Below are 20136 nucleotides of genomic sequence, written 5' to 3'. Positions count from 1 at the left end.
CGGCGCAAGCGCGCCGGGGGGCATGGACGCGCCGGGGGGCCGGCGCTAGTTTGCGCCTCGTGAGCAGCCAGACCCCGCCATCGCCGCCGCCCCGGCCCTTCGTGCACCCGCTGCGTGCCTTCAGCGCGCCGGCGCAGGCGCGGGCCGAGCTTTGGCGCACGGCGCTGGGCGCGGCGCTGGCGGCGGGGCTGGCGATCGGCTTCGGCGCGCTGGCGCGGCGCGGCTTTTTCACCGCCATGGCCGAGGGCGGGCCGCTGGCGACGCTGATCCCGCCCGGGGCGGCGGACATGCTGGGCACGCTGGTCGGTTTTCTGGGCGTATGGCCCGCGCTGTGGCTGGTGGTGCGCGTGCTGCACCGGCGCCCGGGCGCGACGCTGTTCGGGCCGGACGGGCGGGTGAACTGGCGCCACTTCCGAATCGGGCTGGGCATTTCGCTCGGGGTCGGGGCGCTGGCCTGGCTGCCGATCCTGCACCGGCATGGCCCCGAGACCTTCGCGCTGGCGCCGCTCGGGGTCTGGGCGCCGCTGGCGCTGGCGGCGGCGCCGATGATCTTCATTCAGGCGGCCGCCGAGGAGCTGTTCTTCCGCGGCTATCTGCTGCAGCAGATCGCGGCGCGCACCTGGTCGATCCTGGGGTGGTCGGTGCTGCCCTCGGCGCTGTTCGCCATGGCCCATCCGGCGGCGGCGGGTCCGCTCGGGATCAGCTGGTATCACTTCGTGTTCGGCCTGGTCATGGCCGCCGTCACCTCGCGCACGGCGAATCTGGGCGGGGCGATCGGGCTGCATCTGGGCACGAATCTGGTCAACCTGCTGATCGTCTCGCCCGAGCGGCATCTGAGCGGGCTGGCCCTGTTCGTCTACCCGCCCGGCATGGACGCGCGCGCCGCCATCTACACCTACATCGCGGTGATGTTCCTGGGCGCGACGGTCTTCATGGCGCGCATGGATCTGCGTTTCCTGCGCGAGTGGAAGGCGCACAAGCGCGCCACGCAGTCGGCCGGACGCCCGGCCGAGCCGCTTCCCATGAAGATCTACGCGCCGGGCGAGGCGACGCGCCGCCCCGCCCCGCCCGAGCGCCCCTAGCGCCTTCGGCGCGGGCGCTCAGAGCGCCGCCTCGTAGATCGCCCGCGCGGCCTCCAGCGTCATCTCGCGCGGGTTGTTGACCAGAAGCCGCGTCTGCTTCATCGCGTCCTCGGCCAGCATGGGCAGGTGGTTGTGGCCCACCCCGACCTCGGACAGCCGCGTCTTCAGCCCGATCTCTGGCGCAAGGCGGCGGAACCCCTCGACCAGATCGGCCGCGCCGCGCGCGCCCTCGAAGACGATGGGCGCAAGCTCGGCGTAAAGGGCCTCGGCGGCCGGCATGTTGTATTCGAGCACATGCGGCAGCACCAGGCAGTTGGACAGCCCGTGCGGCACATGGAAATGCCCGCCCAGCGGATAGGCCAGCGCATGGACCGCCGCCACCGGCGCATTGGCGAAGGCCTGCCCCGCCAGCATCGAGCCCAGCAGCATGGCCGCGCGCGCCTCGCGGTCGCGCGGGTTGTCGCACACGCGGCGAATGTTCGCGCCCAGAAGGCGCAGCGCCTCGCGCGCCAGCGCGTCCGAGACGGGGTTCTTGCGGTGACGGCTGGTGTAGGCCTCGATCGCGTGAACCATGGCGTCCACGCCCGTGGCGGCCGTGACCTCGCGCGGCAGGCCCAGCGTCAGGTCGGCGTCCAGCACCGCCCAGTCGGGCAGAAGCTGCGGCGCGACCACGCCCTTCTTCTCGGCCTGGCCGGTGGTGACGATCGAGATCGGCGTGACCTCGGACCCCGTGCCCGCCGTGGTCGGCGCCAGGATCAGCGGCGCGCGGCGGCCGCGCGCCTGATCGACGCCGTAGATCTGCTCGAGCGGCTGGTCGCTGACCAGCAGCAGCGCGACCAGCTTGGCCGTGTCCATGGACGAGCCCCCGCCCACCGACACCACGCCGTCGCAGCCGGCCTCGCGCGCGCGCGCGACGGCGCCCAGAACCACCTCTTCGGGCGGATCGGCGACCACGTCGGAAAACACCGTCGCCTCGATGCCCGCCGCCGCCAGACCGTCCAGCGCCGGCTGCGCCAGGCCCAGATCCAGGATCATGCGGTCGGTGACGAAGGCGGCGCGGGTCACGCCCAGATCGGCCGCCAGCGCGCCGATGCGCGCCGTGGCCCCCGGCTCGGACAGGATGGCGGGGGTGGTGCGGAAGGTGAAGGGGGTCATGGGCTCCTCCGACGCGGAAAACCGTTTCGCAATCGGGCGAAGCCTAGATCGCCGCGCCGCCGCCGTCCAGCGGCGCGGCGGGGCGCGGAGGGGCGGCGGCCCTCAGCCCTGGGGCTGAGGCGCCATGCCGCCGTCGTCGCGCGGGCGCTTGCCCGCCTTGGGAATCGAGACCACGCCCGGCGCAGAGCCCTCGGGCGCGGGCGGCGCGCCGCCGTCGTCCGAACGGTCGAGCGGCTCGCCGCGCAGCACCTTGTGGATCTCGTCGCCCGTCAGGGTCTCGTATTCCAGCAGGCCCTGGGCCAGACGCTCGAGATCCTCGCGCTTTTCGGTCAGGATGCGCTTGGCCGTCTCGTAGCCCTGATCGACGATGCGGCGCACCTCTTCGTCGATGATCTCCTGCGTCTCGGGCGAGATGTGCGCCGGCGCCTGGTAGGCGCCGAGGAAGCTCTGCTGCTCGTTGGCGTAGTCGATGTTCCCAAGGCGCTCGGACATGCCGAACTGCGTGACCATGGCGCGGGCGATGCGGGTGACCTGCTGGATGTCCGAGGCCGCGCCCGAGGTCACGTTCTCGGGGCCGAAGACCAGCTCTTCGGCCACCTTGCCGCCCATGGCCATGGCGATCTTGGACTCATACTTGGTCTTGGACACCGACAGGTGGTCGCGCTCGGGCAGCGACAGCACAAGGCCCAGCGCGCGGCCGCGCGGGATGATGGTGGCCTTGTGGATGGGATCGTGCTGGGGCACATTCAGCCCGACGATGGCGTGACCCGCCTCGTGATAGGCGGTCAGGCGCTTCTCGTCCTCGGTCATGACCATCGAGCGCCGCTCGGCGCCCATCATGATCTTGTCCTTGGCGGTCTCGAAATCCTCCATGGTCACAAGGCGCTTGCCCAGGCGCGCGGCGGTCAGCGCGGCCTCGTTGACCAGGTTGGCCAAATCCGCGCCCGAGAAGCCGGGCGTGCCGCGCGCGATGACCTTCAGATCCACGTTCGGCGCCAGCGGCACCTTGCGCGCATGCACGTGCAGGATCTTCTCGCGCCCGCCCACGTCGGGGTTGGGCACCGTCACCTGCCGGTCGAAGCGGCCCGGGCGCAGCAGCGCGGGGTCGAGCACGTCGGGGCGGTTGGTGGCGGCGATCAGGATCACGCCCTCGTTCGCCTCGAAGCCGTCCATCTCGACCAGCAGCTGGTTGAGCGTCTGCTCGCGCTCGTCATTGCCGCCGCCATAGCCGGCGCCGCGGTGGCGGCCGACGGCGTCGATCTCGTCGATGAAGACGATGCAGGGGGCGTTCTTCTTGGCCTGCTCGAACATGTCGCGCACGCGGCTGGCGCCGACGCCTACGAACATCTCGACGAAATCCGAGCCCGAGATGGTGAAGAAGGGCACGCCCGCCTCGCCGGCGATGGCGCGCGCCAGCAGCGTCTTGCCGGTGCCCGGCGGGCCGACCAGCAGCGCGCCCTTGGGGATCTTGCCGCCCAGGCGCGAGTATTTCTGCGGGTTGCGCAGGAACTCGACGATCTCTTCCAGCTCCTCCTTGGCCTCGTCGATGCCGGCGACGTCGTCGAAGGTGACCTTGCCGGTGCGCTCGGTGAGCAGCTTGGCGCGCGACTTGCCGAAGCCCATGGCGCCGCCGCGCCCGCCTCCCTGCATGCGGTTGAGGAAGAAGATCCACACGCCGATCAGGATCAGCATCGGCAGCCAGAAGCCCAGCGTGCTGAGCAGGCCCGAGCTTTCCTGCGGCTCGACCATGATCTCGACGCCATGGGCGCGCAGGTCGTCCAGGATGTCCGCGTTGCGCGGCTGGACGGTCTGGAACTGCTGCCCCGAGGTCAGCCGCCCGGCGATGCGCTCGCCGTCGATGACGACGCTGGCCACCTGGTTGTTCTCGACGCTTTCGAGGAAGTCCGAGAAGGTGATCCGCGCGCCCTGGCGGCTTGCGCCGCCGTCCTGAAAGACGCTGAACAGCGCCACCAGAAGCAGGATGACGACCGCCCAGAAGGCCAGGTTCTTCGCGTTGCCCAAAATCCGATCTCCGTCAGCTGCAAGCCCGTCGCCGCACGCCGGGCGGCGGCCGCTTGCGGCAAGATATTCCCTCGCGGCGCGGAATCAACGCCCGCGGCGCCGCGTCCGAACGGCGCGGCATGGCGCGATCATCGCATGTCCGGCCCGCCAAGACCATATCCGGGGGGCGATTCGCCCGAACTATGCGCCGCGCCGGCCTCGACGCCGGGGACGCGTGGAGGCGAAACCGCAAGGCGCGCCATGGCCCAGGGCCGGGCCGGCGCGCGGCAAGGGCGGCATCTGCGGGCCACGCCGGCGGGCGGCCCCGGCGGCCCGAACGGCGCTTTCCGTCCCCGGGGGCCGACGCCCCCGCGCACGCGGGAGCGAGGTCGTTTTGCGTGGGATTGACGGCCTCGTTCTTCCGACGCCCCCGCCTTCCGACGCCCCCGCGTGCGTGGGGGCTAGGGCGGCAAACCGCTGATCGCGGCATTCGACGCCCCCGCCTGCGAGGGGGCAAGGTCGCAAGGCGCGCGATGACGCCACATCCGACCGGCGCGCGGCAAAGGCGGCATCGGCGCTTGCAGCCCACGGGGGCCGGCGCCGCGCGGGCCGAGCGCAGGCGCCCAAGGCGCGCGTTCATCGCGCACGCGCCGACGCTTGGGGCGCCTGGCGCCGGGCGCTGCGCCCCTCGACGCTGGACCCGAAGCCGCCGCATCCCACCCGCGGCGCCGTCGGGCGCCCGGATGGCTTTCGCGGCCGCCGGAGGCCAGGCCCGCGCGCCTAGAGCGCCAGCGGCGCGCGCGACAGGCGCCAGCCCTCGGCGCCCGCGGCCGCATGGCCCGCGCCCGGCGCCGCCGCCAGCCGCCCGGCGCGCCAGAGCGCCGGCGCCGCCAGGCGCGCCGGGCGCGGCAGGCGAGACCAATCCTCGGGCGCCGTCCATTCGCCGCGGCGCCTTGCCTCCTCGAGCGCGCGCAGCCCCTCGGCCCCGAGCGGCCCGATCATGGCATCCGCCGGCGCGCCCGGGGCGCTCCAGCCCTCCCACGGGCCGGGCGCGGGAACGGGCGCGGTCAGGACGCGCGACTCGCGGCAGACAAGGGCCAGGCCGGGCAGGCGCGCCGGGGCGGGCAGGATCATGCAGCCATGCAGGGTCACCCCGGGCGCGGCGGCCAGGATGGCGGCGTCCGCGCGCTCGAGCCCCGCCTGCCGCGGCCGCCGCCCGCCGCCCAGCCATGCCAGCGTCGCCGCCAGCAGCCGATAGCGCGTGTCGGCGCGCGCCTCGGCATAGGCCGCGCGGTCGATCCGCGCCTCGCCCGCGGGGCCGACCCGCAGCGCCCGCGCCGCCAGCGCGCGCGCCGCGTCCTCGAGCACCTCGCGCTGGGCGCGCAGGCGCGTCGCGGCCGCGGCCAGCCCGACCGCGTCCAGCCCGAGCGGCGCCAGGGCCTCGAGCGCATGGCGCGCGCGCACGCGGGCGAAGGCGGGGTCGCGATTGGTGGGGTCCTCGAGCCAGTCCTGGCCGCGCGCGCGCAGGATGCCGCGCAGCGCCGCGCGCCGCTCGGCCAGGGCCGGGCGCAGCCAGACCATGCCGCGCCGCTCGATCCGCTCGGCCATGGCCGACAGCCCATCGACCCCCGAGCCGCGCGCAAGCCGCATCAGCACCGTCTCGGCCTGGTCGTCGAGGGTGTGCGCCAACGCCACGGCCGCCAGGCCGCGCCGCGCCGCCCATCCGCCAAGCAGGGCGTAGCGCGCCTCGCGCGCCTGGGCGGGCAGGTTGCCGCGCGCGGGCGGCGCCTGCCAGACCAGCGTCTCGTGCCGGACGCCAAGCCGCGCGCAGGCGGCCGCCGTCCAGGCCGCTTCGTCGGCCGATTCGGGGCGCAGGCGGTGATCGACGGTCGCCGCCTCGACGCGGACGCCGCGCGCGCGCCCCCATTCGGCGGCCACCGCGGCCAGCGCCATGCTGTCGCCCCCGCCCGAGACCGCCACCCCCAGCGGCCCGCGCGCCAGCGCGTCGAGCCGCGCCGCGATGCGCGCCGCCGCCCCGTCAGGGGGCGTCATGGGCAGCCAAGGCCCTCGCGCTCCTTGCGGGCCGCTTCGGCCGGAGCCGAATCGGGACGCCGGCGCAAGAGCTCGTCAAAGGTCAGACAAGCCTCGTCGCGCTGGCCCAGAAGCGCCAGCGTGCGCCCCAGCTCGAGCAGGTGCTCGGCCACCAGCGGGCCGTCGGGCGCGGCCGTGGTCGCGGCCAGGAAGGTTTCGGCCGCGGGGCGCAGCTTGTTCTGCGCCAGCTGCGCGCGACCCAGCAGAAGGCGCGCCTCGTCGGCCAGCGGCCCGTCGCCGAAATCGCGCAGAAAGGCGGCCAGCAGCGCCTCGGCCTTGGCCGCGTCGCCCTCTTGCAGCGCGGCGCGGGCCGCGTCGAAGGCCGCCTGCTCGGTCACCGCGACGGCGGGCGCGCCGGCGGGCGCGGCGCCCTCGCGGCCCAGGGGGATGGGTTCGCCCACCACCGAGACGTCGCCGCCTTCGAGCTCGGTCAGGCGGAACTCGACGTCGTTCAGGCGCCGCCCGCCATCCTCGGCGATCAGCCGCAGCTGGTTCTCGAGCAGCTCGACGCGCCCGTTGAGGCGGCGGATCTCTTCCTCGAGCTTCTGGATGCGGGCGTAGGCGTCGCCGCCCGCCGCCTGCTGCGCCGCGGCCGGCCCCGCCGCCAGAATGGCCGACGCCAGTCCGGCGCCGGCCAGGGCGCGCATGAGGGCGCGCATCAGCTCAGCGGCGCGCCGGCCGCGACGGTGACCGCGCGGCGGTTCTGGCGCCAGCAGCTTTCGTCCGAGCACAGGGCGACTGGACGCTCCTTGCCGTAGCTGACGGTGGTCAGGCGCTCGGGCGCCACGCCCTCGCCGATCAGGAAGTTGCGGGCCGCCGTGGCGCGGCGCGCGCCCAGGGCCAGGTTGTAATCGCGGGTGCCGCGTTCGTCGGCATGGCCCTCGATCACGGCGTTGATGCCCGGATTGCGCAGCAGCCAGTCGGCCTGCCGGCGCAGCGTCTGCTGCGCCTCGGCGCTCAGCGCCGCGCTGTCGGTGTCGAACCAGACGGTGTCGCCGACGGCGGTGCGGAAATACTCGATGCTGCCGGGGTCGAGCTGCCCGGCCGCCGTCGCGCCGCCGGCGCCGGCCCCGGCGCCCGCCGCCGCATCGGCGCCGCCGCGCGCGGCCTCGTCGCTGGAGCACGCCGCCAGCGCCGCCGAAAGGGTCGCGGCGAGGATCAGCCGCGAAACGAGGTTGAATCGGGTCATGATGAGATCTCCTCCTGTGGGGCGCGCAGGCGCCCGGATTCGTTCGGGGCCGCGCCGCCCGGGCGGCGCGGCGTCAGGGCAGAAGCGCCGACCACGAAGGGTCGGACGCCGGCGTCGCGGTCGGCACGCGCCGCAGGTTGCGCCCGGTCGCGTCCACCCGCCACAGGGCGGGCGCGCCGTTGGGGCCAGGGGTTTCGCGGAAGAACAGCAGGACCCGTCCGTTGGGCGACCAGACGGGCGCCTCGTCCAGGAAGCTGGCGGTGAGCAGGCGCTCGGAGGCGCCGTCGGGGCGCATGACGCCGACATGGAAGCGGCCGCGCAGGATCTTGGTGAAGGCGATCAGATCCCCGCGCGGCGACCAGACGGGCGTGCCGTAGCGCCCCTCGCCGAAGCTGATGCGCCGCGGCGCGCCGCCCCCAAGGTCCATGACGTAGAGCTGCTGCGTGCCGCCCGCGTCGCTTTCGAAGACGATGCGCCGCCCGTCCGGCGCATAGCTGGGCGAGGTCTTGATTCCCGGGCCCGAGGTCAGGGCGCGCATCTCGCGGCTGGCAAGGTCCATCTCGTAGATGTCCGAGTCGCCCCCGCGCGCAAGCGACAGCAGCACCTTGCGCCCGTCGGGCGAGAAGCGCGGCGCGAAGGTCATGCCGGGAAAGCCGCCCAGATCCTGGTCGCGGCCGGTCAGCACGTCCATGATGCGCACGCGCGGATGGCCGCCCTTGTAGCTCAGATAGACCAGATAGGCCCCGTCGGGCGAAAAGCGCGGCGACAGAACCAGGTCGCCGCCGTCGGTCAGGTAGCGCAGGTTGGCGCCGTCCTGGTCCATGATGGCGATGCGCTTGACGCGCGCGTTCTTCGGCCCCGTCTCGGCGACATAGGCGATGCGGCTGTCGAAATAGCCGGGCTCGCCGGTCAGCGCCAGGTGGATGGCGTCGGCCAGCTTGTGCCCCACGCGCCGCGTGGCCTCGGGCGAGGCGCGCAGGCCCAGCCCGTCGCCCAGCGCGCGCTCGCCGAACACGTCCCAAAGCTGCATGCGCACCGCGAGGCGGCCGTCGGGCTCGACCTGGGCGTCGGCGATGATCAGCGCCTCGGCGTTCAGGATCGCCCAGTTGGCGAAGTTGGGGCGCATGTCCGCGCCGGCCGGACGCTCAAGATACGCGGCCTCGTCGATCACGCGGAACAGGCCCGAATCCTCGAGATCGCGCTTGACGATGCGGCGCACCTGCTCGCCCAGCACGGCGCCGTCGGGGCCGCCGAAGGGCGGCAGGGCGATGGGCATGGGCTCGATCACGCCCTCGCTGATCTCGAGCCGCAGCGGCCCCGGCGCCGAGTCCTGGGCGCGGAGCTGGGGCGCGGCCGCAAGGACCAGCAGCAGCGCGGCGACGGATGCGATGAATGCTCTCATGTGCTCGCCTCTCCTCATCCCGAACCGACGCCCGACACGCCGCGGGCGGGGTTGAATGTGACCTCGATGACGCGCCAGCGCGCGTATTTCTCGGGCGGCAGACGGAAGGGCGCGGCCTGGCGCAGGGCGCGCGCGGCGAACTCGAAGGCGCGGCGGAAGCGCGCGTCGCGCAGCTCGGTCACCGGCTCGGGGTCGCCCACGATGCGGCCCTCGGGGTCGAGGGTGATGCGCACGGTCACGATCAGCTCCTCGTAATTGGCCATGTTCATGATCTGCCCCTTGCGCCAGCGGCTCTCTATGCCCGCGCGCAGGCCGTCCAGCTCGGCCCGGGTCAGGGGCGGGCCGACCGGAAGGGCGGCGGGCGCGGGGGCGGCGGCCGCGCCGCCCGCCGCCTTGGACGCGGGCGCGGGCGCGAGCGCATCGGCCGCGGCGGTCTGCGCGGGCGCTGGCGGGGTCGGCGCGGGCTGTTCGACCGGCGGCGCAAGACCCTCGGGGCGGCCCGGCGGCGGCGCCATGGCGACGGGCGCGGGCGCCAGGCGCTCGGACGTCTCGTCCGCCTCGGTCACGATGCGGTCGGCGGCCTCGGGCGGGGCGGCGGCCTTGCGCGCGGGCTCGGGCGGGGTCTGGGCGCCCGGAACGGGCGCGGCCTCGGGGACGGCGCGCTCGGCCGTTGCGGCGTTGTCCGGCGCCTCGGACGGCGTCGGCGCTACGCGCGCCGCCGCGCGCGAGGGGGCGGCGTCGAGCCGCGCGGGGCCCTGGCGCTCGGGCGCGTCGAGGCGGCGCGGCCCCGCCGGCAGGGGCGGCGCCAGGGATGCGACGCCGCGCGGCGGCGGCGCGGCCTCGGCCGGCGCGTCGGGCGCGGGACGCGGCGGGGGCGCATCGGCCGACGGCGCGGCGCGGGTCAGCGCGCTCAGATCCGGCGCCGCGTCGGGGGCGGGCGGCGCGGCGGCGTCCCGGGCGGCGTCATGGGCGGGCGGCGCATCGGCGGGCGCGGCCTGGGCCGGCGCGTCGGCTTCGGGCGGCGCGAGGGGGGCGGGCGGCTCGGCCTCCGGCGCGGCCGGCGCGCTGGACAGGGCGGCCTCGAAGGCGGCGCCGGAAATCACCTCGGCCTCGGTCAGGCGCATGGGCTCTTCGGGCGGAGGGTCGCCGAACACGCCGCCCAGCAAGGCCGCCGCGAGCAGCGCCGCGTGCAGCCCCGCCGAAAGCGCAAGCGCGCGGCCGAGCGGCTCGTCGCCCGGCGCCGGGCCGCCATGAGCCGCCGCCGCGCTCACCCCGCCTTGTCCCCTGAGGCGGGCGCCGCGGGATCGGCGACCAGCCCGATCGAGCGGAAGCCGCCGGCGTTGAGCGCGCCCATCACCTCCATCACCCGGCCATAGGGCAGGCCCTGATCGGCGCGCAGATAGACCTTCTCGTCGCGGCGCTCGCGCGCCAGCGCGGCCAGAAGGGCGGGCAGACGCGCGGGGTCAACCTCTTCATCCTGCACGAAGACGCGGCCGTCGGCGGCCAGCTGGATGGTCAGCGGCCGCTCGTCGGGCTGGGGCAGGGGGTTGGCGGCGGTGCGCGGCAGCTCGAGCGGCACGCCCACGGTCAGAAGCGGCGCGGCGACCATGAAGATGATCAGCAGCACCAGCATCACGTCCACGAAGGGCGTGACGTTGATCTCGGACATGGGACGGCTGCGCCGCCGCCCGCGCCCCGACCGCCGCGAGACCAGCCCCGCGCCCATCGCTCAGCCCTCCAGCTCGAGCTGACGCGACAGGATCGCGGCGAACTCGTCCACGAAATTCTCCATCCGCCCGATCAGCGCGTCGGCCTCGGCCGACAGGCGGTTGTAGGCCACCACCGCGGGGATCGCCGCCAGAAGGCCCAGCGCGGTGGCCACCAGCGCCTCGGCGATGCCGGGCGCGACCACGGCCAGATTGGTGTTCTGCTGCATGGCGATGGCCTCGAAGCTGTTCTTGATGCCCCACACCGTGCCGAACAGGCCCACGAAGGGCGCCGTGGCGCCGACCGTGGCCAGAAAGCCCAGCCGCGCCTCCAGCGCCTCGGCCTCGCGGTTGACGGCGACGCGCATGGCGCGCTCGATGCGCTGCAACGCGCCGGGGATCAGCCCCGTCTCGCGGTGCGACTTGCGCCACTCGGCCATGCCGGCGACGAAGACGCGCGCCATCGCGCCGGGGGGCGCGTCGCCCAGCCGCTCGGCCAGCTCGTCAAGCGGCCGGCCCGACCAGAACGCCTCTTCGAACGCGTCCGCCTGCCGCCGCGCCCGGGCGAAGGCCATGGACTTGGCGATGATGATCGCCCACGACCAGACCGACGCGACGATCAGCAGGACCATCACCAGCTGCACGACCAGCGTGGCCCTCAGGAACAGCGCGACGAGCGAGAAATCCAGCTCGCGCGCGGCCGCCAGGGTATCGGCTTCCATCCGCCTGCCTCATGTTTCGCGGCGCGCGGGCCTGCTCGCGCCCTGAGCGCCGCCGGGCGCCGTTGTCAAGCCCGGCGCCTTCCTTGTGGCGGGATGATAGAGCATCGCCCGGCGCGAAACCAGAGCCCGGCGCCCCGCATCGCGGCGCCCGGGCGGCGCCGAGGCGGCGATTTTCGGGCGCGCCGCCTCAGCCGGCCAGCGCGGCCAGCGCGGCGCGCAGATCGGCCGGCAGGCGGGCGGGCCGCCCGTCGAGCGTCATGCAGGCGATGCGCGCGCGCGCGAGGGCCAGCTCGACCCCCTCGCGCAGGGCGCGCTGGGCCATCTCGACCGAGGCGCCGGCCACGCGCAGCACGCGCGTCTCGATGCGGATCAGGTCGTCGAAGCGCGCCGGCCGCAGGTAGTCGGTCTCGAATCGGCGCACCACGAAGACCAGCCCCGCATCCTTGAGCGCGGTCTGATCGACGCCCAGCGCGCGCAGCGCCTCGGTCCGGCCGCGCTCGAAAAAGCGCAGGTAGTTGGCGTAATAGACGACGCCGCCGAAATCGACGTCCTCGTAATAGATGCGGATGTCCATGGCGTGCATGCGCGTCGGTCCTATGCTGCCGCTTCGCCCGGGATGCGCGCCGCCGGGGTCCGCGCGCTCATGGCGCGTCGTCCTCGAACAGGGCGCCCTGGGCCGAGCCGTCGCGCGGAGGCTCGAGCCCCAGATGGCGCCAGGCGCGCGGCGCCAGCATGCGCCCGCGCGGGGTGCGCTGCAAAAGGCCCTGCTGAAGCAGGAAGGGCTCGATCACCTCTTCGAGCGCATCGCGCGATTCCGACAGCGCCGCGGCGATGGTCTCGACCCCGACCGGGCCGCCGGCGTAGTGCTCGGCCAGAAGGCGCAGATAACGCCGGTCGGCGCCGTCCAGCCCCAGATGATCCACCCCGAGCTGCGTCAGCGCCATGTCGGCGATGGCGCGGGTGATGCGGCCGTCGCCCTTGACCACGGCGAAATCCACCACCCGCCGCAGCAGCCGGTTGGCGATGCGCGGCGTGCCGCGGGCGCGGCGGGCGATCTCTTCGGCGCCGTCGGCCTCGGCCGGCACGCCCAGCAGCCCCGCCGCGCGCGTGACGATGCTGACCAGCTCTTCGACCGAATAGAATTCGAGCCGCACCGGAATGCCGAAACGGTCGCGCAGCGGCGTGCTCAAGAGCCCCAGCCGCGTCGTCGCCCCGACCAGGGTGAAGGGCTTGAGATCGATGCGCACGGTGCGCGCGGCCGGCCCCTCGCCGATCACCAGGTCAAGGGCGAAATCCTCCATGGCGGGGTAGAGCACCTCCTCGACCACGGGGTTCATGCGGTGGATCTCGTCGATGAACAGCACGTCGCCCGCGTCGAGATTGGTCAGAATGGCGGCAAGGTCGCCCGCGCGCGCCAGCACCGGGCCCGAGGTCATGCGGAAGTTCACGCCAAGCTCGCGCGCGACGATCTGCGCCAGGGTCGTCTTGCCCAGCCCCGGCGGGCCGTAGAACAGCGCGTGATCCAGCGCGCCGCCGCGGCGGCGGGCGCTTTCGATGTAGACCTCGAGATTGCGGCGCTCCTTGGCCTGGCCGACGAAATCGGCCAGCTTCTGCGGGCGCAGGGCGCGGTCCTCGCCCTCGTCGGGCAGGGGGTCGGGCTTGACGATGCGGTCGGTCTGGCTCATCGGCGGGGCGCCTTGCGGGATGCGGGGAAATGCGCGCTCATGTCTTCGGCGCCAGCTTGCGCAGCGCCGCCTCGATCAGCGCCTTTTCGTCGCCCTCGTGCCGATCGGCGGCCTCGGCGACGGCGGCGGCGGCCTCGGCGGCCGAAAAGCCCACGCCCCTGAGCGCCGCCAGCGCGGCGGCGCGGGCCTCGGCGGCGCGCAGCTGCGCGGCGCGCGCCTCGGCGGCGGCGGGGTCCTTGGCGGCGGTCTTGCGGCGCGCGCGGCTTCCGGCCGGGGGCGCGTCGGCGGCCTCGGGCGCGCCCTCGGCCGGCGGGACGGGCGGCGCCGCCGGCCGGGCCGGGGGCGCGGCGCGGTGCATGAGCGCCGGCGCCTTGTCGCGCAGCTCGTTGACCACGCGCGCGGCCAGCTTGGGCCCGACGCCGGGCGCGGCGCGGATCATCCGCGCGTCGCCCGCCGCGATGGCCAGCGACAGGGCTTCGGGGCCCAGCTCGCCCAGAATCGCCAGGGCGGCCTTGGCGCCCACCCCCTGCACCGAGCACAGCAGGCGGTGCCATTCCTTCTCCAGCAGGGTCGCGAAGCCGAAAAGCTGCATCAGATCCTCGCGCACCAGCAGCTCTGTGTAGAGCGCGGCCACCTCGCCCGCCGGCGGCAGCTGGCGCAGCGTGCGCGCCGAGCAATGGATCACATAGCCCACGCCCGCCGCCTCGATCAGGACGTGATCCTCGGCGATGTGGTCGATGCGCCCGGTGATCTTGCCGATCATGCCCCGCCCCCCTTCAGCGCGCCGCGGCCAGCGCCTGCGCCAGCCGCCCGCCGAAGCGCGCATGATGGGCGTGGCACAGCGCGATGGCCAGCGCGTCGGCCGCGTCCGGGCCGGCGATGTCCGCGCGCGGCAGCTGCAGGCGGACCATGTGTTCGACCTGCGCCTTCTGGGCGTGGCCCACGCCGACCACGGTCTTCTTCACCGCGTTCGGCGCGTATTCGGCCACGGGCACGCCCGCCATGGCCGGCGCCAGCAGCGCGATGGCGCGCGCCTGGCCCAGCTTGAGCGTGCCGGCGGCGTCCTTGTTGACGAAGGTGTGCTCGACCGCGGCCTGGTCGGGCGCGTGGCGCGCGATGACCTCGGTCAGCTGAACGTAAAGGCTGCGCAGACGCTGGGCCAGGTCCGGCCCCTCCGAGGCGCAGACGCCGTTGGCCACATGGGTCAGGCGGGCGCCGGCCACGTCAACCACCCCCCAGCCGGTTCGCCGCAATCCCGGGTCGATGCCGATCACGCGCATCCGCGCCGCTCCTGTCCGCCGCGGGCGCCCGATCCGGCCCGCAACCGATGGGTTAGCACGAAAGGCGAACGCGGAACAGGGGCGCGCGGCTCATCCGGCCAGCTGGGCCATGACCTCGTCCGAGACCTCGAAATTCGCGGTCACGCTCTGCACGTCGTCGTCGTCCTCGAGCGCGGCGATCAGCTTCATCACCTTCTGCGCGCCCTCGAGGTCGAGCTCGTTGGTGATGTTGGGCTTCCACACCAGCTTGGCGGTCTCGGCCTCGCCCAGGCTGGCCTCGAGCGCGGCCGAAACCTCGGCCAGCTCGGTGGCCTCGCACCAGATGACGTGGTTCTCGTCATCCGATTCCACGTCCTCGGCGCCCGCCTCGATGGCGGCCTCCATGACCTGGTCGGCCGAGCCGGCCGCGGCGGGATAGACGATCTGCCCCTTGCGGTCGAACATGAAGGCGACCGAGCCCGTCTCGCCCAGATTGCCGCCATGCTTGGAGAAGATCGAGCGCACCGACGAGGCCGTGCGGTTGCGGTTGTCGGTCAGCGCCTCGACGATCACCGCCACGCCGCCGGGGGCGTAGCCCTCGTAGCGGATCTCCTCGTAGTTCTCGGCGTCGCCGCCCTGCGACTTGTTGATCGCGCGCTGGATGACGTCCTTGGGCACCGAGTTGGCGCGCGCCTCGCGCACGGCCAGGCGCAGACGCGGGTTCTTGTCGGGATCGGGGTCGCCCAGCTTGGCGGCGACGGTGATCTCCTTGGCGAGCTTCGAGAACAGCTTCGAGCGCGCCGCGTCCTGGCGACCCTTGCGGTGCTGGATGTTCGCCCATTTGGAATGGCCGGCCATGCGTGAACCCTCGTCTTGTGCGGTGAACCCCGCGCTTTTAGGAAGCGCGCGCCCCGCGGTCAAGGCGGCGGCGCGCTCAGAACGGCCAGATGAGCGGGATCAGCAGCGAGGCCAGAACCCCCAGCATCAGGTTCAGCGGCAGGCCGATGCGCACGAAATCGGTGAAGCGGTAGCCGCCCGGCGCATAGACCAGCGTGTTGGTCTGGTAGCCGATCGGCGTCGCGAAGCTGGCCGAGGCGGCCATCATCACCGCCACCACGAAGGGCCGCGGATCGACCCCCAGCGCATGCGCGACCCCGATGGCGATGGGCGTGACCACCACGGCCACGGCGTTGTTCGAGACCATCTCGGTCAGGGCCGAGGTCATCAGGTAGATCAGCCACAGCACCAGCGCCGGCGGCATGGCCTGGAAGCTGGGCGCAAGCGCGTCCACGATCAGCGACACCGCGCCCGAATCGTGCAGCGCCGCGCCGACGGCCAGCATGGCGAAGATCAGGGCCAGCAGGCGGCCCTCGATGAACTCGAAGGCCTCGTCGGCGTCGATGCAGCGCGTGATCAGCACCGCCGCCATGCCGATGATCGCCGCCGCCACGATGGGCAGCAGCTCGAGCGTCGAGGACAGCACCACGAAGGCCAGCGCCATCAGCACGATCCACCCGCGGTCGCGGCGGTAGGGGCGCTCGGTCGGGGTCGAGATGTCGACCAGCCCCACATCGTCCGCCAGGCGCTTGATGTCCTCCGGGTCGCCCTCGAGCAGCAGCGTGTCGCCCACGCGCACATAGACGTCGTCAAGCTGCGTGCCCACGTTCTGATTGCGCCGGTGGACGGCCAGCGGATAGACGCCATAGCGTCGCCGCAGCCGCAGCTGGCCCAGCGTGCGGCCGATCAGGCGGCAGCCCGGGCCGATCAGCGCCTCGACGGTGACGGTCTTCTTCTCGGACAGCTTGTCCACCATCGCCAGGGCGCGCGAATCGCGCAGGCCCAGCAGCTCGTCCACGCCGGTGCGCAGAACCACGCGGTCGCCCTCCTGCAGCACCACCGAGGCCAGGTCGCGGCGCAGCGACTCGTCCCCGCGCAGAACGTCGATCACGCGCATGCCGTCGCGGCGGAACAGGTCCACCTTCAGCACCGGCTGGCCGATCACCGGCGAGCCCGGCGGGACCGCCACCTCGGTGAAGAAGCGCAGCGCCTTCTTGTCGGTCAGGAAATCGGCCAGCGATTCGCGGTCGGGCAAAAGGCGCGGCGCCATGATCCGCAGATACAGCAGCCCGAACGCGGCCAGCGCCAGACCCAGCGGGGTGATCTCGAACAGCGTGAACGGCGCCAGCCCCTCGGCGCGCGCCACGCCGTCGACCAGCAGGTTGGTCGAGGTTCCGATCAGCGTGCACATCCCGCCCAGAATGGCGACGTAGCTGAGCGGGATCAGCAGCCTGGAGGCAGGCGCCCCGACCCGCTTGCCCAGCCGCACGGCCACCGGGATCAGCACGATCACGACCGGCGTGTTGTTCATGAAGGCCGAGGCGAACAGCGTGAACAGCGCAAAGCAGGCCAGCGTCAGGTTCGGATGCGACTCGACCCGCTGCGAGGCGAAGCGCGTGAACGCCTCGAGCGCGCCGGTGCGCACCAGCGCCCCCGACAGCACGAACATGGCGCCGATGGTGATCGGCGCGGGGTTGGCGACCGCGTCGAGCAGCCCCGACACGGGCAGCACGCCCATGGCCAGAAGGGCCGCGACGCCGGCGATGGCGACCACCTCGGCCGGGTATTTCTCGGCCACGAAGGCGGCGAACATGACCGCGACGACCAGCAGCGACGCCAGGGCCGCCGCGTTGTCGATGAAGAAGCTCGTCACGCTTCGCGTTCTCCCGATGCAGGCGCGGCCGGGCCGGGCCGCCGGCGGACGAACTTAGCGCCTCGCGCGGGCCGTGTAACCCGTTCTTGCGCACCCTCCCTTGGCGGGCGCTTGCGGAGCGGGGCGCGCTGGTCTAGTCCGAGGGCATGAAAATTCTGTTCCTCGGAGACGTCATGGGCCGGGCCGGCCGCGAAGCGGTCGCCGCGCGCCTGCCCGAGCTGCGCGAGCGGCTCAAGCTGGACTTCGTGGTCGTCAATGCCGAGAACGCCGCCTCGGGCGCGGGCCTGACCGGCGCGATCGCCGACAAGCTGCTCGAGGCCGGCGCCGATGCGATCACGCTGGGCGACCATGCCTTCGACCAGCGCGACATGCTGTCCTACATCGAGCGCCAGCCGCGCGTGCTGCGCCCGCTCAACATCGCCAAGGCCGCGCCGGGGGCGGGATTTCGCGTGTTCGAGGCGCCGCGCGGGCGGCGCGTGGCCGTGGCGCAGGCGCTGGGGCGCGTGTTCATGAGCCGCCCCTATGACGACCCCTTCTCGGCGCTCGACGCCGCGCTCAGGGCCGCGCCGCTGGGCGGGGGCGTGGACGCCGTCATCGTCGATTTCCACGCCGAGGCGACGTCCGAGAAGATGGGCATGGGCCGCTGGCTGGACGGGCGCGCCAGCCTGGTCGTGGGCACGCACACCCACGTGCCCACCGCCGACGCCATGATCCTGCCGCGCGGCACGGCCTACATGACCGATGCGGGCATGTGCGGCGACTACGACTCGGTCATCGGCATGAAGCCCGACGAGCCCATGCGCCGCTTCGTCACCGGCCTGCCCAAGGGCCGGTTCGAGCCCGCCACGGGCGAGGCCACGCTGTCGGGCGTCGTGGTCGAGACCGACGACGCCACCGGCCTCGCCCGCAGCGTCGCGCCGCTGCGCGTGGGCGGCAAGCTGGCGCCCGCGCTTCCCGAGCTCTGAGCGTCAGCCGCGGCGCAGCACGCCCGCCTCGGTGACGATGGCGTCCAGCGGCTGGTCGGTCGGCTCGAGCGGCAGCGCCTCGGCCTGCTGGGCGGCGTAGGCGAACCCGGCTGCGAAGGTCGGCCGCGCGGCGCGCAGACCGGCCAGCGTGCGGTCGTAAAAGCCCCCGCCATAGCCCAGCCGGTTGAGCCCTCCGTCGAACGCCACCAGCGGAACGATCAGCGCGTCGGGCTCGAGCCAGTCGCCCTCGGCCGGCACGCGCGCGCCGAAGGGGCCGGGGACCATGGGCGCGTCGGGCGTCCACTCGCGAAAGCGCAGCGGCCGGCCGCGCCCCTCGATCACCGGCACGCAGATCCGCGCGCCGCGCGCATGCAGCGCGGCCATGACCGGGGCCGGGTCGATCTCGGTGCGCATGGCCATGTAGCCGGCGACCACGCGCGGGCCGAGCGGTTCGAGCAGCGCCATCAGCGCGCGCTGCGCAGGCGCGGGGTCCGCGACGCCATGCGCGGCGGCGCGGCGCGCGAAGGCGTCGGCGCGGGCGGCGGCCTTGAGCTGGCCAAGCGTATCATGCGTGTTCATGAAGCGAAGGTGCCTTGCTGCGCGGCGCGGGACTGCGCCGAAAGCGACCTGCGGCGTCGACCGCGCGGCATGTGCGGCGCGGGCGGCGTCAGGGGCGGAATCGGGGGCGGCGGGCCCGTCGCGACCGTCGAGGCGTCTAATCCTCGCGAGCCTGGATAACCAGGTGGGCGCCAGGTGCGATAGGCCACGGCCAGTCGCAGAGCCAGCTCCCGCGAGAATGCTTAGGCCACCAGGATCTAGGGCCCCTGACGAGAAGGACAGAACCCGCCTGCCGTCTAGATAGGCCGCCGGGCGCGGCTCGAAAAGCCCCGTCGCGCAGGATTTTTCGCGCGCCCCCTCTTGACCTTGCCGGCCGCAGCCGATATCTGAGCCGCCACACGCCGTTGGGGAATAGTTTAACGGTAGAACAGCGGACTCTGACTCCGTCGGTCCTGGTTCGAATCCAGGTTCCCCAGCCAAAACGCCCAAGCGTTTTCCAAGCGACGTCCTGACATCGATGACCGCTGCGCCTCGGTCCAGCCGTGGCGCGCGAATCATGCGCGCTCCTTGGCGGCGAAGGGGGGCGCGGCGTGGGCCCGGCGCCGGCGTCGCACGGATAGCGTTGCGACCGCCCGCCACCGGCGGCGCGGCATGGGCCTGGCGCCGGCCCTCATCGGCAAACGGCGCGCACGAAAACGCCCCGCCGGCGGAACCGGCGGGGCGCTGCGCCAGGCGGGGCCTCGCGGCCCCGCGGATGGCGCGCTTACTCGATGATCTTCGAGACGACGCCGGCGCCGACGGTGCGGCCGCCCTCGCGGATGGCGAAGCGCAGGCGCTCCTCCATGGCGATGGGGGCGATCAGCTCGACCTCGAACTTCAGGTTGTCGCCGGGCATCACCATCTCGACGCCCTCGGGCAGCTTCACCGTCCCGGTCACGTCCGTGGTGCGGAAGTAGAACTGCGGGCGGTAGTTGGTGAAGAACGGCGTGTGGCGGCCGCCCTCCTCCTTGGTCAGGATGTAGGCCTCGGCCTCGAACTTGGTGTGCGGCGTCACCGAACCCGGCTTGCACAGAACCTGGCCGCGCTCGACGTCCTCGCGCCCGATGCCGCGCAGCAGCGCGCCGATGTTGTCGCCCGCCTCGCCGCGGTCCAGCAGCTTGCGGAACATCTCGACGCCCGTGCAGGTCGTCTTCTTGGTCGGACGCAGACCCACGATCTCGACCTCGTCGCCGACCGTGATCACGCCGCGCTCGACGCGGCCCGTCACCACCGTGCCGCGGCCCGAAATCGAGAACACGTCCTCGATCGGCATCAGGAAGGGCTGGTCGATCGGACGCTCGGGCGTCGGGATGTACTCGTCGACCGCCGCCATCAGCTCGCGGATCTTGTTCTCGCCGATCTCGGGGTCGCGGCCCTCGAGCGCCGCAAGCGCCGAGCCCGCGATGATCGGAATCTCGTCGCCCGGGAAGTCGTAGGACGACAGCAGCTCGCGCACCTCCATCTCGACCAGCTCGAGCAGCTCGGGATCGTCGACCTGGTCCACCTTGTTCAGGAACACCACCAGCGCCGGAACGCCCACCTGGCGCGCCAGCAGGATGTGCTCGCGCGTCT

General features: G+C 73.5%; 19 protein-coding genes, 1 tRNA gene and 1 other RNA gene. 3 read left to right on the top strand and 18 right to left on the bottom strand.

The window, feature by feature from the left end; genetic code table 11:
* Window positions 1–59 precede the first annotated feature (59 nt).
* Entirely contained in the window at window positions 60–1082 is a 1023-nt protein-coding gene (locus tag LY05_RS02825) for a type II CAAX endopeptidase family protein (RefSeq protein WP_148922039.1), read from the top strand.
* Window positions 1083–1100: 18 nt separating this feature from the next.
* On the opposite strand, the gene LY05_RS02820 is transcribed toward LY05_RS02825, so the two are convergent.
* The 15 genes from LY05_RS02820 to LY05_RS02745 form a co-directional block, all read right to left on the bottom strand.
* Window positions 1101–2237: an iron-containing alcohol dehydrogenase gene (locus tag LY05_RS02820; protein ID WP_148922038.1), complete on the bottom strand. Its 1137-nt coding sequence runs from the start codon at window positions 2235–2237 to the stop codon at window positions 1101–1103.
* A 102-nt stretch (window positions 2238–2339) separates the two neighbouring features.
* Window positions 2340–4259, bottom strand: coding sequence for an ATP-dependent zinc metalloprotease FtsH (ftsH, locus tag LY05_RS02815; protein ID WP_072748174.1), 1920 nt, complete (start codon window positions 4257–4259; stop codon window positions 2340–2342).
* A gap of 759 nt (window positions 4260–5018) precedes the next feature.
* A complete protein-coding gene (gene tilS / locus LY05_RS02805) occupies window positions 5019–6290 on the bottom strand; it encodes a tRNA lysidine(34) synthetase TilS (protein ID WP_148922036.1) in 1272 nt (423 codons plus the stop codon).
* Window positions 6287–6976 carry a tetratricopeptide repeat protein gene (locus LY05_RS02800; protein ID WP_170258783.1) on the bottom strand — a complete coding sequence of 230 codons (690 nt, stop codon included), beginning with the start codon at window positions 6974–6976 and terminating at the stop codon, window positions 6287–6289. The genes tilS and LY05_RS02800 overlap by 4 nt, the downstream gene beginning before the upstream one ends.
* 11 nt (window positions 6977–6987) lie before the next feature.
* On the bottom strand, window positions 6988–7518 hold the full coding sequence (gene pal, locus LY05_RS02795) for a peptidoglycan-associated lipoprotein Pal (RefSeq protein WP_148922034.1): 531 nt from the start codon (window positions 7516–7518) through the stop codon (window positions 6988–6990).
* Window positions 7519–7591: 73 nt separating this feature from the next.
* Complete coding sequence (gene tolB, locus LY05_RS02790; protein WP_148922033.1) at window positions 7592–8920, bottom strand: Tol-Pal system beta propeller repeat protein TolB; 1329 nt, start codon at window positions 8918–8920, stop codon at window positions 7592–7594.
* Between the two features lie 14 nt (window positions 8921–8934).
* Window positions 8935–10191 (bottom strand): hypothetical protein, encoded by a 1257-nt coding sequence (locus LY05_RS02785; protein ID WP_148922032.1) that lies wholly within the window; start codon window positions 10189–10191, stop codon window positions 8935–8937.
* Complete coding sequence (tolR, locus tag LY05_RS02780) at window positions 10188–10646, bottom strand: protein TolR (RefSeq protein WP_148922031.1); 459 nt, start codon at window positions 10644–10646, stop codon at window positions 10188–10190. Before tolR ends, LY05_RS02785 begins: the two co-directional genes overlap by 4 nt.
* 3 nt (window positions 10647–10649) lie before the next feature.
* The gene (gene tolQ / locus LY05_RS02775; RefSeq protein ID WP_072748181.1) at window positions 10650–11348 is read right to left on the bottom strand and encodes a protein TolQ; all 699 of its coding nucleotides are present in this window, start codon (window positions 11346–11348) and stop codon (window positions 10650–10652) included.
* 187 nt (window positions 11349–11535) lie between these two features.
* Entirely contained in the window at window positions 11536–11931 is a 396-nt protein-coding gene (ybgC, locus tag LY05_RS02770) for a tol-pal system-associated acyl-CoA thioesterase (RefSeq protein ID WP_148922030.1), read from the bottom strand.
* Between the two features lie 58 nt (window positions 11932–11989).
* Entirely contained in the window at window positions 11990–13033 is a 1044-nt protein-coding gene (ruvB, locus tag LY05_RS02765) for a Holliday junction branch migration DNA helicase RuvB (protein WP_148922029.1), read from the bottom strand.
* A 37-nt stretch (window positions 13034–13070) separates the two neighbouring features.
* Entirely contained in the window at window positions 13071–13796 is a 726-nt protein-coding gene (gene ruvA, locus LY05_RS02760; protein ID WP_148922028.1) for a Holliday junction branch migration protein RuvA, read from the bottom strand.
* Window positions 13797–13809: 13 nt separating this feature from the next.
* Window positions 13810–14313 (bottom strand): crossover junction endodeoxyribonuclease RuvC, encoded by a 504-nt coding sequence (gene ruvC / locus LY05_RS02755; RefSeq protein ID WP_072748185.1) that lies wholly within the window; start codon window positions 14311–14313, stop codon window positions 13810–13812.
* 90 nt (window positions 14314–14403) lie between these two features.
* A complete protein-coding gene (locus tag LY05_RS02750; protein WP_072748186.1) occupies window positions 14404–15150 on the bottom strand; it encodes a YebC/PmpR family DNA-binding transcriptional regulator in 747 nt (248 codons plus the stop codon).
* Between the two features lie 76 nt (window positions 15151–15226).
* Entirely contained in the window at window positions 15227–16942 is a 1716-nt protein-coding gene (locus LY05_RS02745) for an SLC13 family permease (RefSeq protein WP_148922352.1), read from the bottom strand.
* Window positions 16943–17148: 206 nt separating this feature from the next.
* Here LY05_RS02745 and LY05_RS02740 point away from each other — a divergent pair, with 206 nt between their 5' ends.
* The gene (locus LY05_RS02740) at window positions 17149–17967 is read left to right on the top strand and encodes a TIGR00282 family metallophosphoesterase (protein WP_148922027.1); all 819 of its coding nucleotides are present in this window, start codon (window positions 17149–17151) and stop codon (window positions 17965–17967) included.
* Window positions 17968–17970: 3 nt separating this feature from the next.
* On the opposite strand, the gene LY05_RS02735 is transcribed toward LY05_RS02740, so the two are convergent.
* Both LY05_RS02735 and ssrS read right to left on the bottom strand, forming a co-directional pair.
* Window positions 17971–18546, bottom strand: coding sequence for a 5-formyltetrahydrofolate cyclo-ligase (locus tag LY05_RS02735; RefSeq protein ID WP_072748189.1), 576 nt, complete (start codon window positions 18544–18546; stop codon window positions 17971–17973).
* Between the two features lie 108 nt (window positions 18547–18654).
* A non-coding RNA gene (gene ssrS / locus LY05_RS15640) (6S RNA) lies at window positions 18655–18813 on the bottom strand.
* Window positions 18814–18930: 117 nt separating this feature from the next.
* Between ssrS and LY05_RS02730 the strand changes: the two genes are divergently transcribed.
* Window positions 18931–19004 (top strand) — tRNA-Gln (locus LY05_RS02730).
* Window positions 19005–19288: 284 nt separating this feature from the next.
* Here the strand turns inward: LY05_RS02730 and LY05_RS02725 are convergent.
* The coding region (locus tag LY05_RS02725; protein WP_148922026.1) for an elongation factor Tu at window positions 19289–20136 on the bottom strand (848 nt) is incomplete at its 5' end.

The sequence above is a fragment of the Oceanicella actignis genome, assembly GCF_008124525.1.
In the GTDB taxonomy this organism is placed as follows: domain Bacteria; phylum Pseudomonadota; class Alphaproteobacteria; order Rhodobacterales; family Rhodobacteraceae; genus Oceanicella; species Oceanicella actignis.
Note: the sequence above shows the minus strand (reverse complement) of the source record. Positions and strands in the feature narration are given on the sequence as shown.

Coding starts and splice junctions, on each gene's coding strand:
- LY05_RS02820 (WP_148922038.1), bottom strand. CDS start 2,237: ATGACCCCCTTCACCTTCCGCACCACCCCCGCCATCCTGTCCGAGCCG.
- tilS (WP_148922036.1), bottom strand. CDS start 6,290: ATGACGCCCCCTGACGGGGCGGCGGCGCGCATCGCGGCGCGGCTCGAC.
- LY05_RS02800 (WP_170258783.1), bottom strand. CDS start 6,976: ATGCGCGCCCTGGCCGGCGCCGGACTGGCGTCGGCCATTCTGGCGGCG.
- pal (WP_148922034.1), bottom strand. CDS start 7,518: ATGACCCGATTCAACCTCGTTTCGCGGCTGATCCTCGCCGCGACCCTT.
- tolB (WP_148922033.1), bottom strand. CDS start 8,920: ATGAGAGCATTCATCGCATCCGTCGCCGCGCTGCTGCTGGTCCTTGCG.
- tolR (WP_148922031.1), bottom strand. CDS start 10,646: ATGGGCGCGGGGCTGGTCTCGCGGCGGTCGGGGCGCGGGCGGCGGCGC.
- tolQ (WP_072748181.1), bottom strand. CDS start 11,348: ATGGAAGCCGATACCCTGGCGGCCGCGCGCGAGCTGGATTTCTCGCTC.
- ybgC (WP_148922030.1), bottom strand. CDS start 11,931: ATGCACGCCATGGACATCCGCATCTATTACGAGGACGTCGATTTCGGC.
- ruvB (WP_148922029.1), bottom strand. CDS start 13,033: ATGAGCCAGACCGACCGCATCGTCAAGCCCGACCCCCTGCCCGACGAG.
- ruvA (WP_148922028.1), bottom strand. CDS start 13,796: ATGATCGGCAAGATCACCGGGCGCATCGACCACATCGCCGAGGATCAC.
- ruvC (WP_072748185.1), bottom strand. CDS start 14,313: ATGCGCGTGATCGGCATCGACCCGGGATTGCGGCGAACCGGCTGGGGG.
- LY05_RS02750 (WP_072748186.1), bottom strand. CDS start 15,150: ATGGCCGGCCATTCCAAATGGGCGAACATCCAGCACCGCAAGGGTCGC.
- LY05_RS02745 (WP_148922352.1), bottom strand. CDS start 16,942: ATGTTCGCCGCCTTCGTGGCCGAGAAATACCCGGCCGAGGTGGTCGCC.
- LY05_RS02740 (WP_148922027.1), top strand. CDS start 17,149: ATGAAAATTCTGTTCCTCGGAGACGTCATGGGCCGGGCCGGCCGCGAA.
- LY05_RS02735 (WP_072748189.1), bottom strand. CDS start 18,546: ATGAACACGCATGATACGCTTGGCCAGCTCAAGGCCGCCGCCCGCGCC.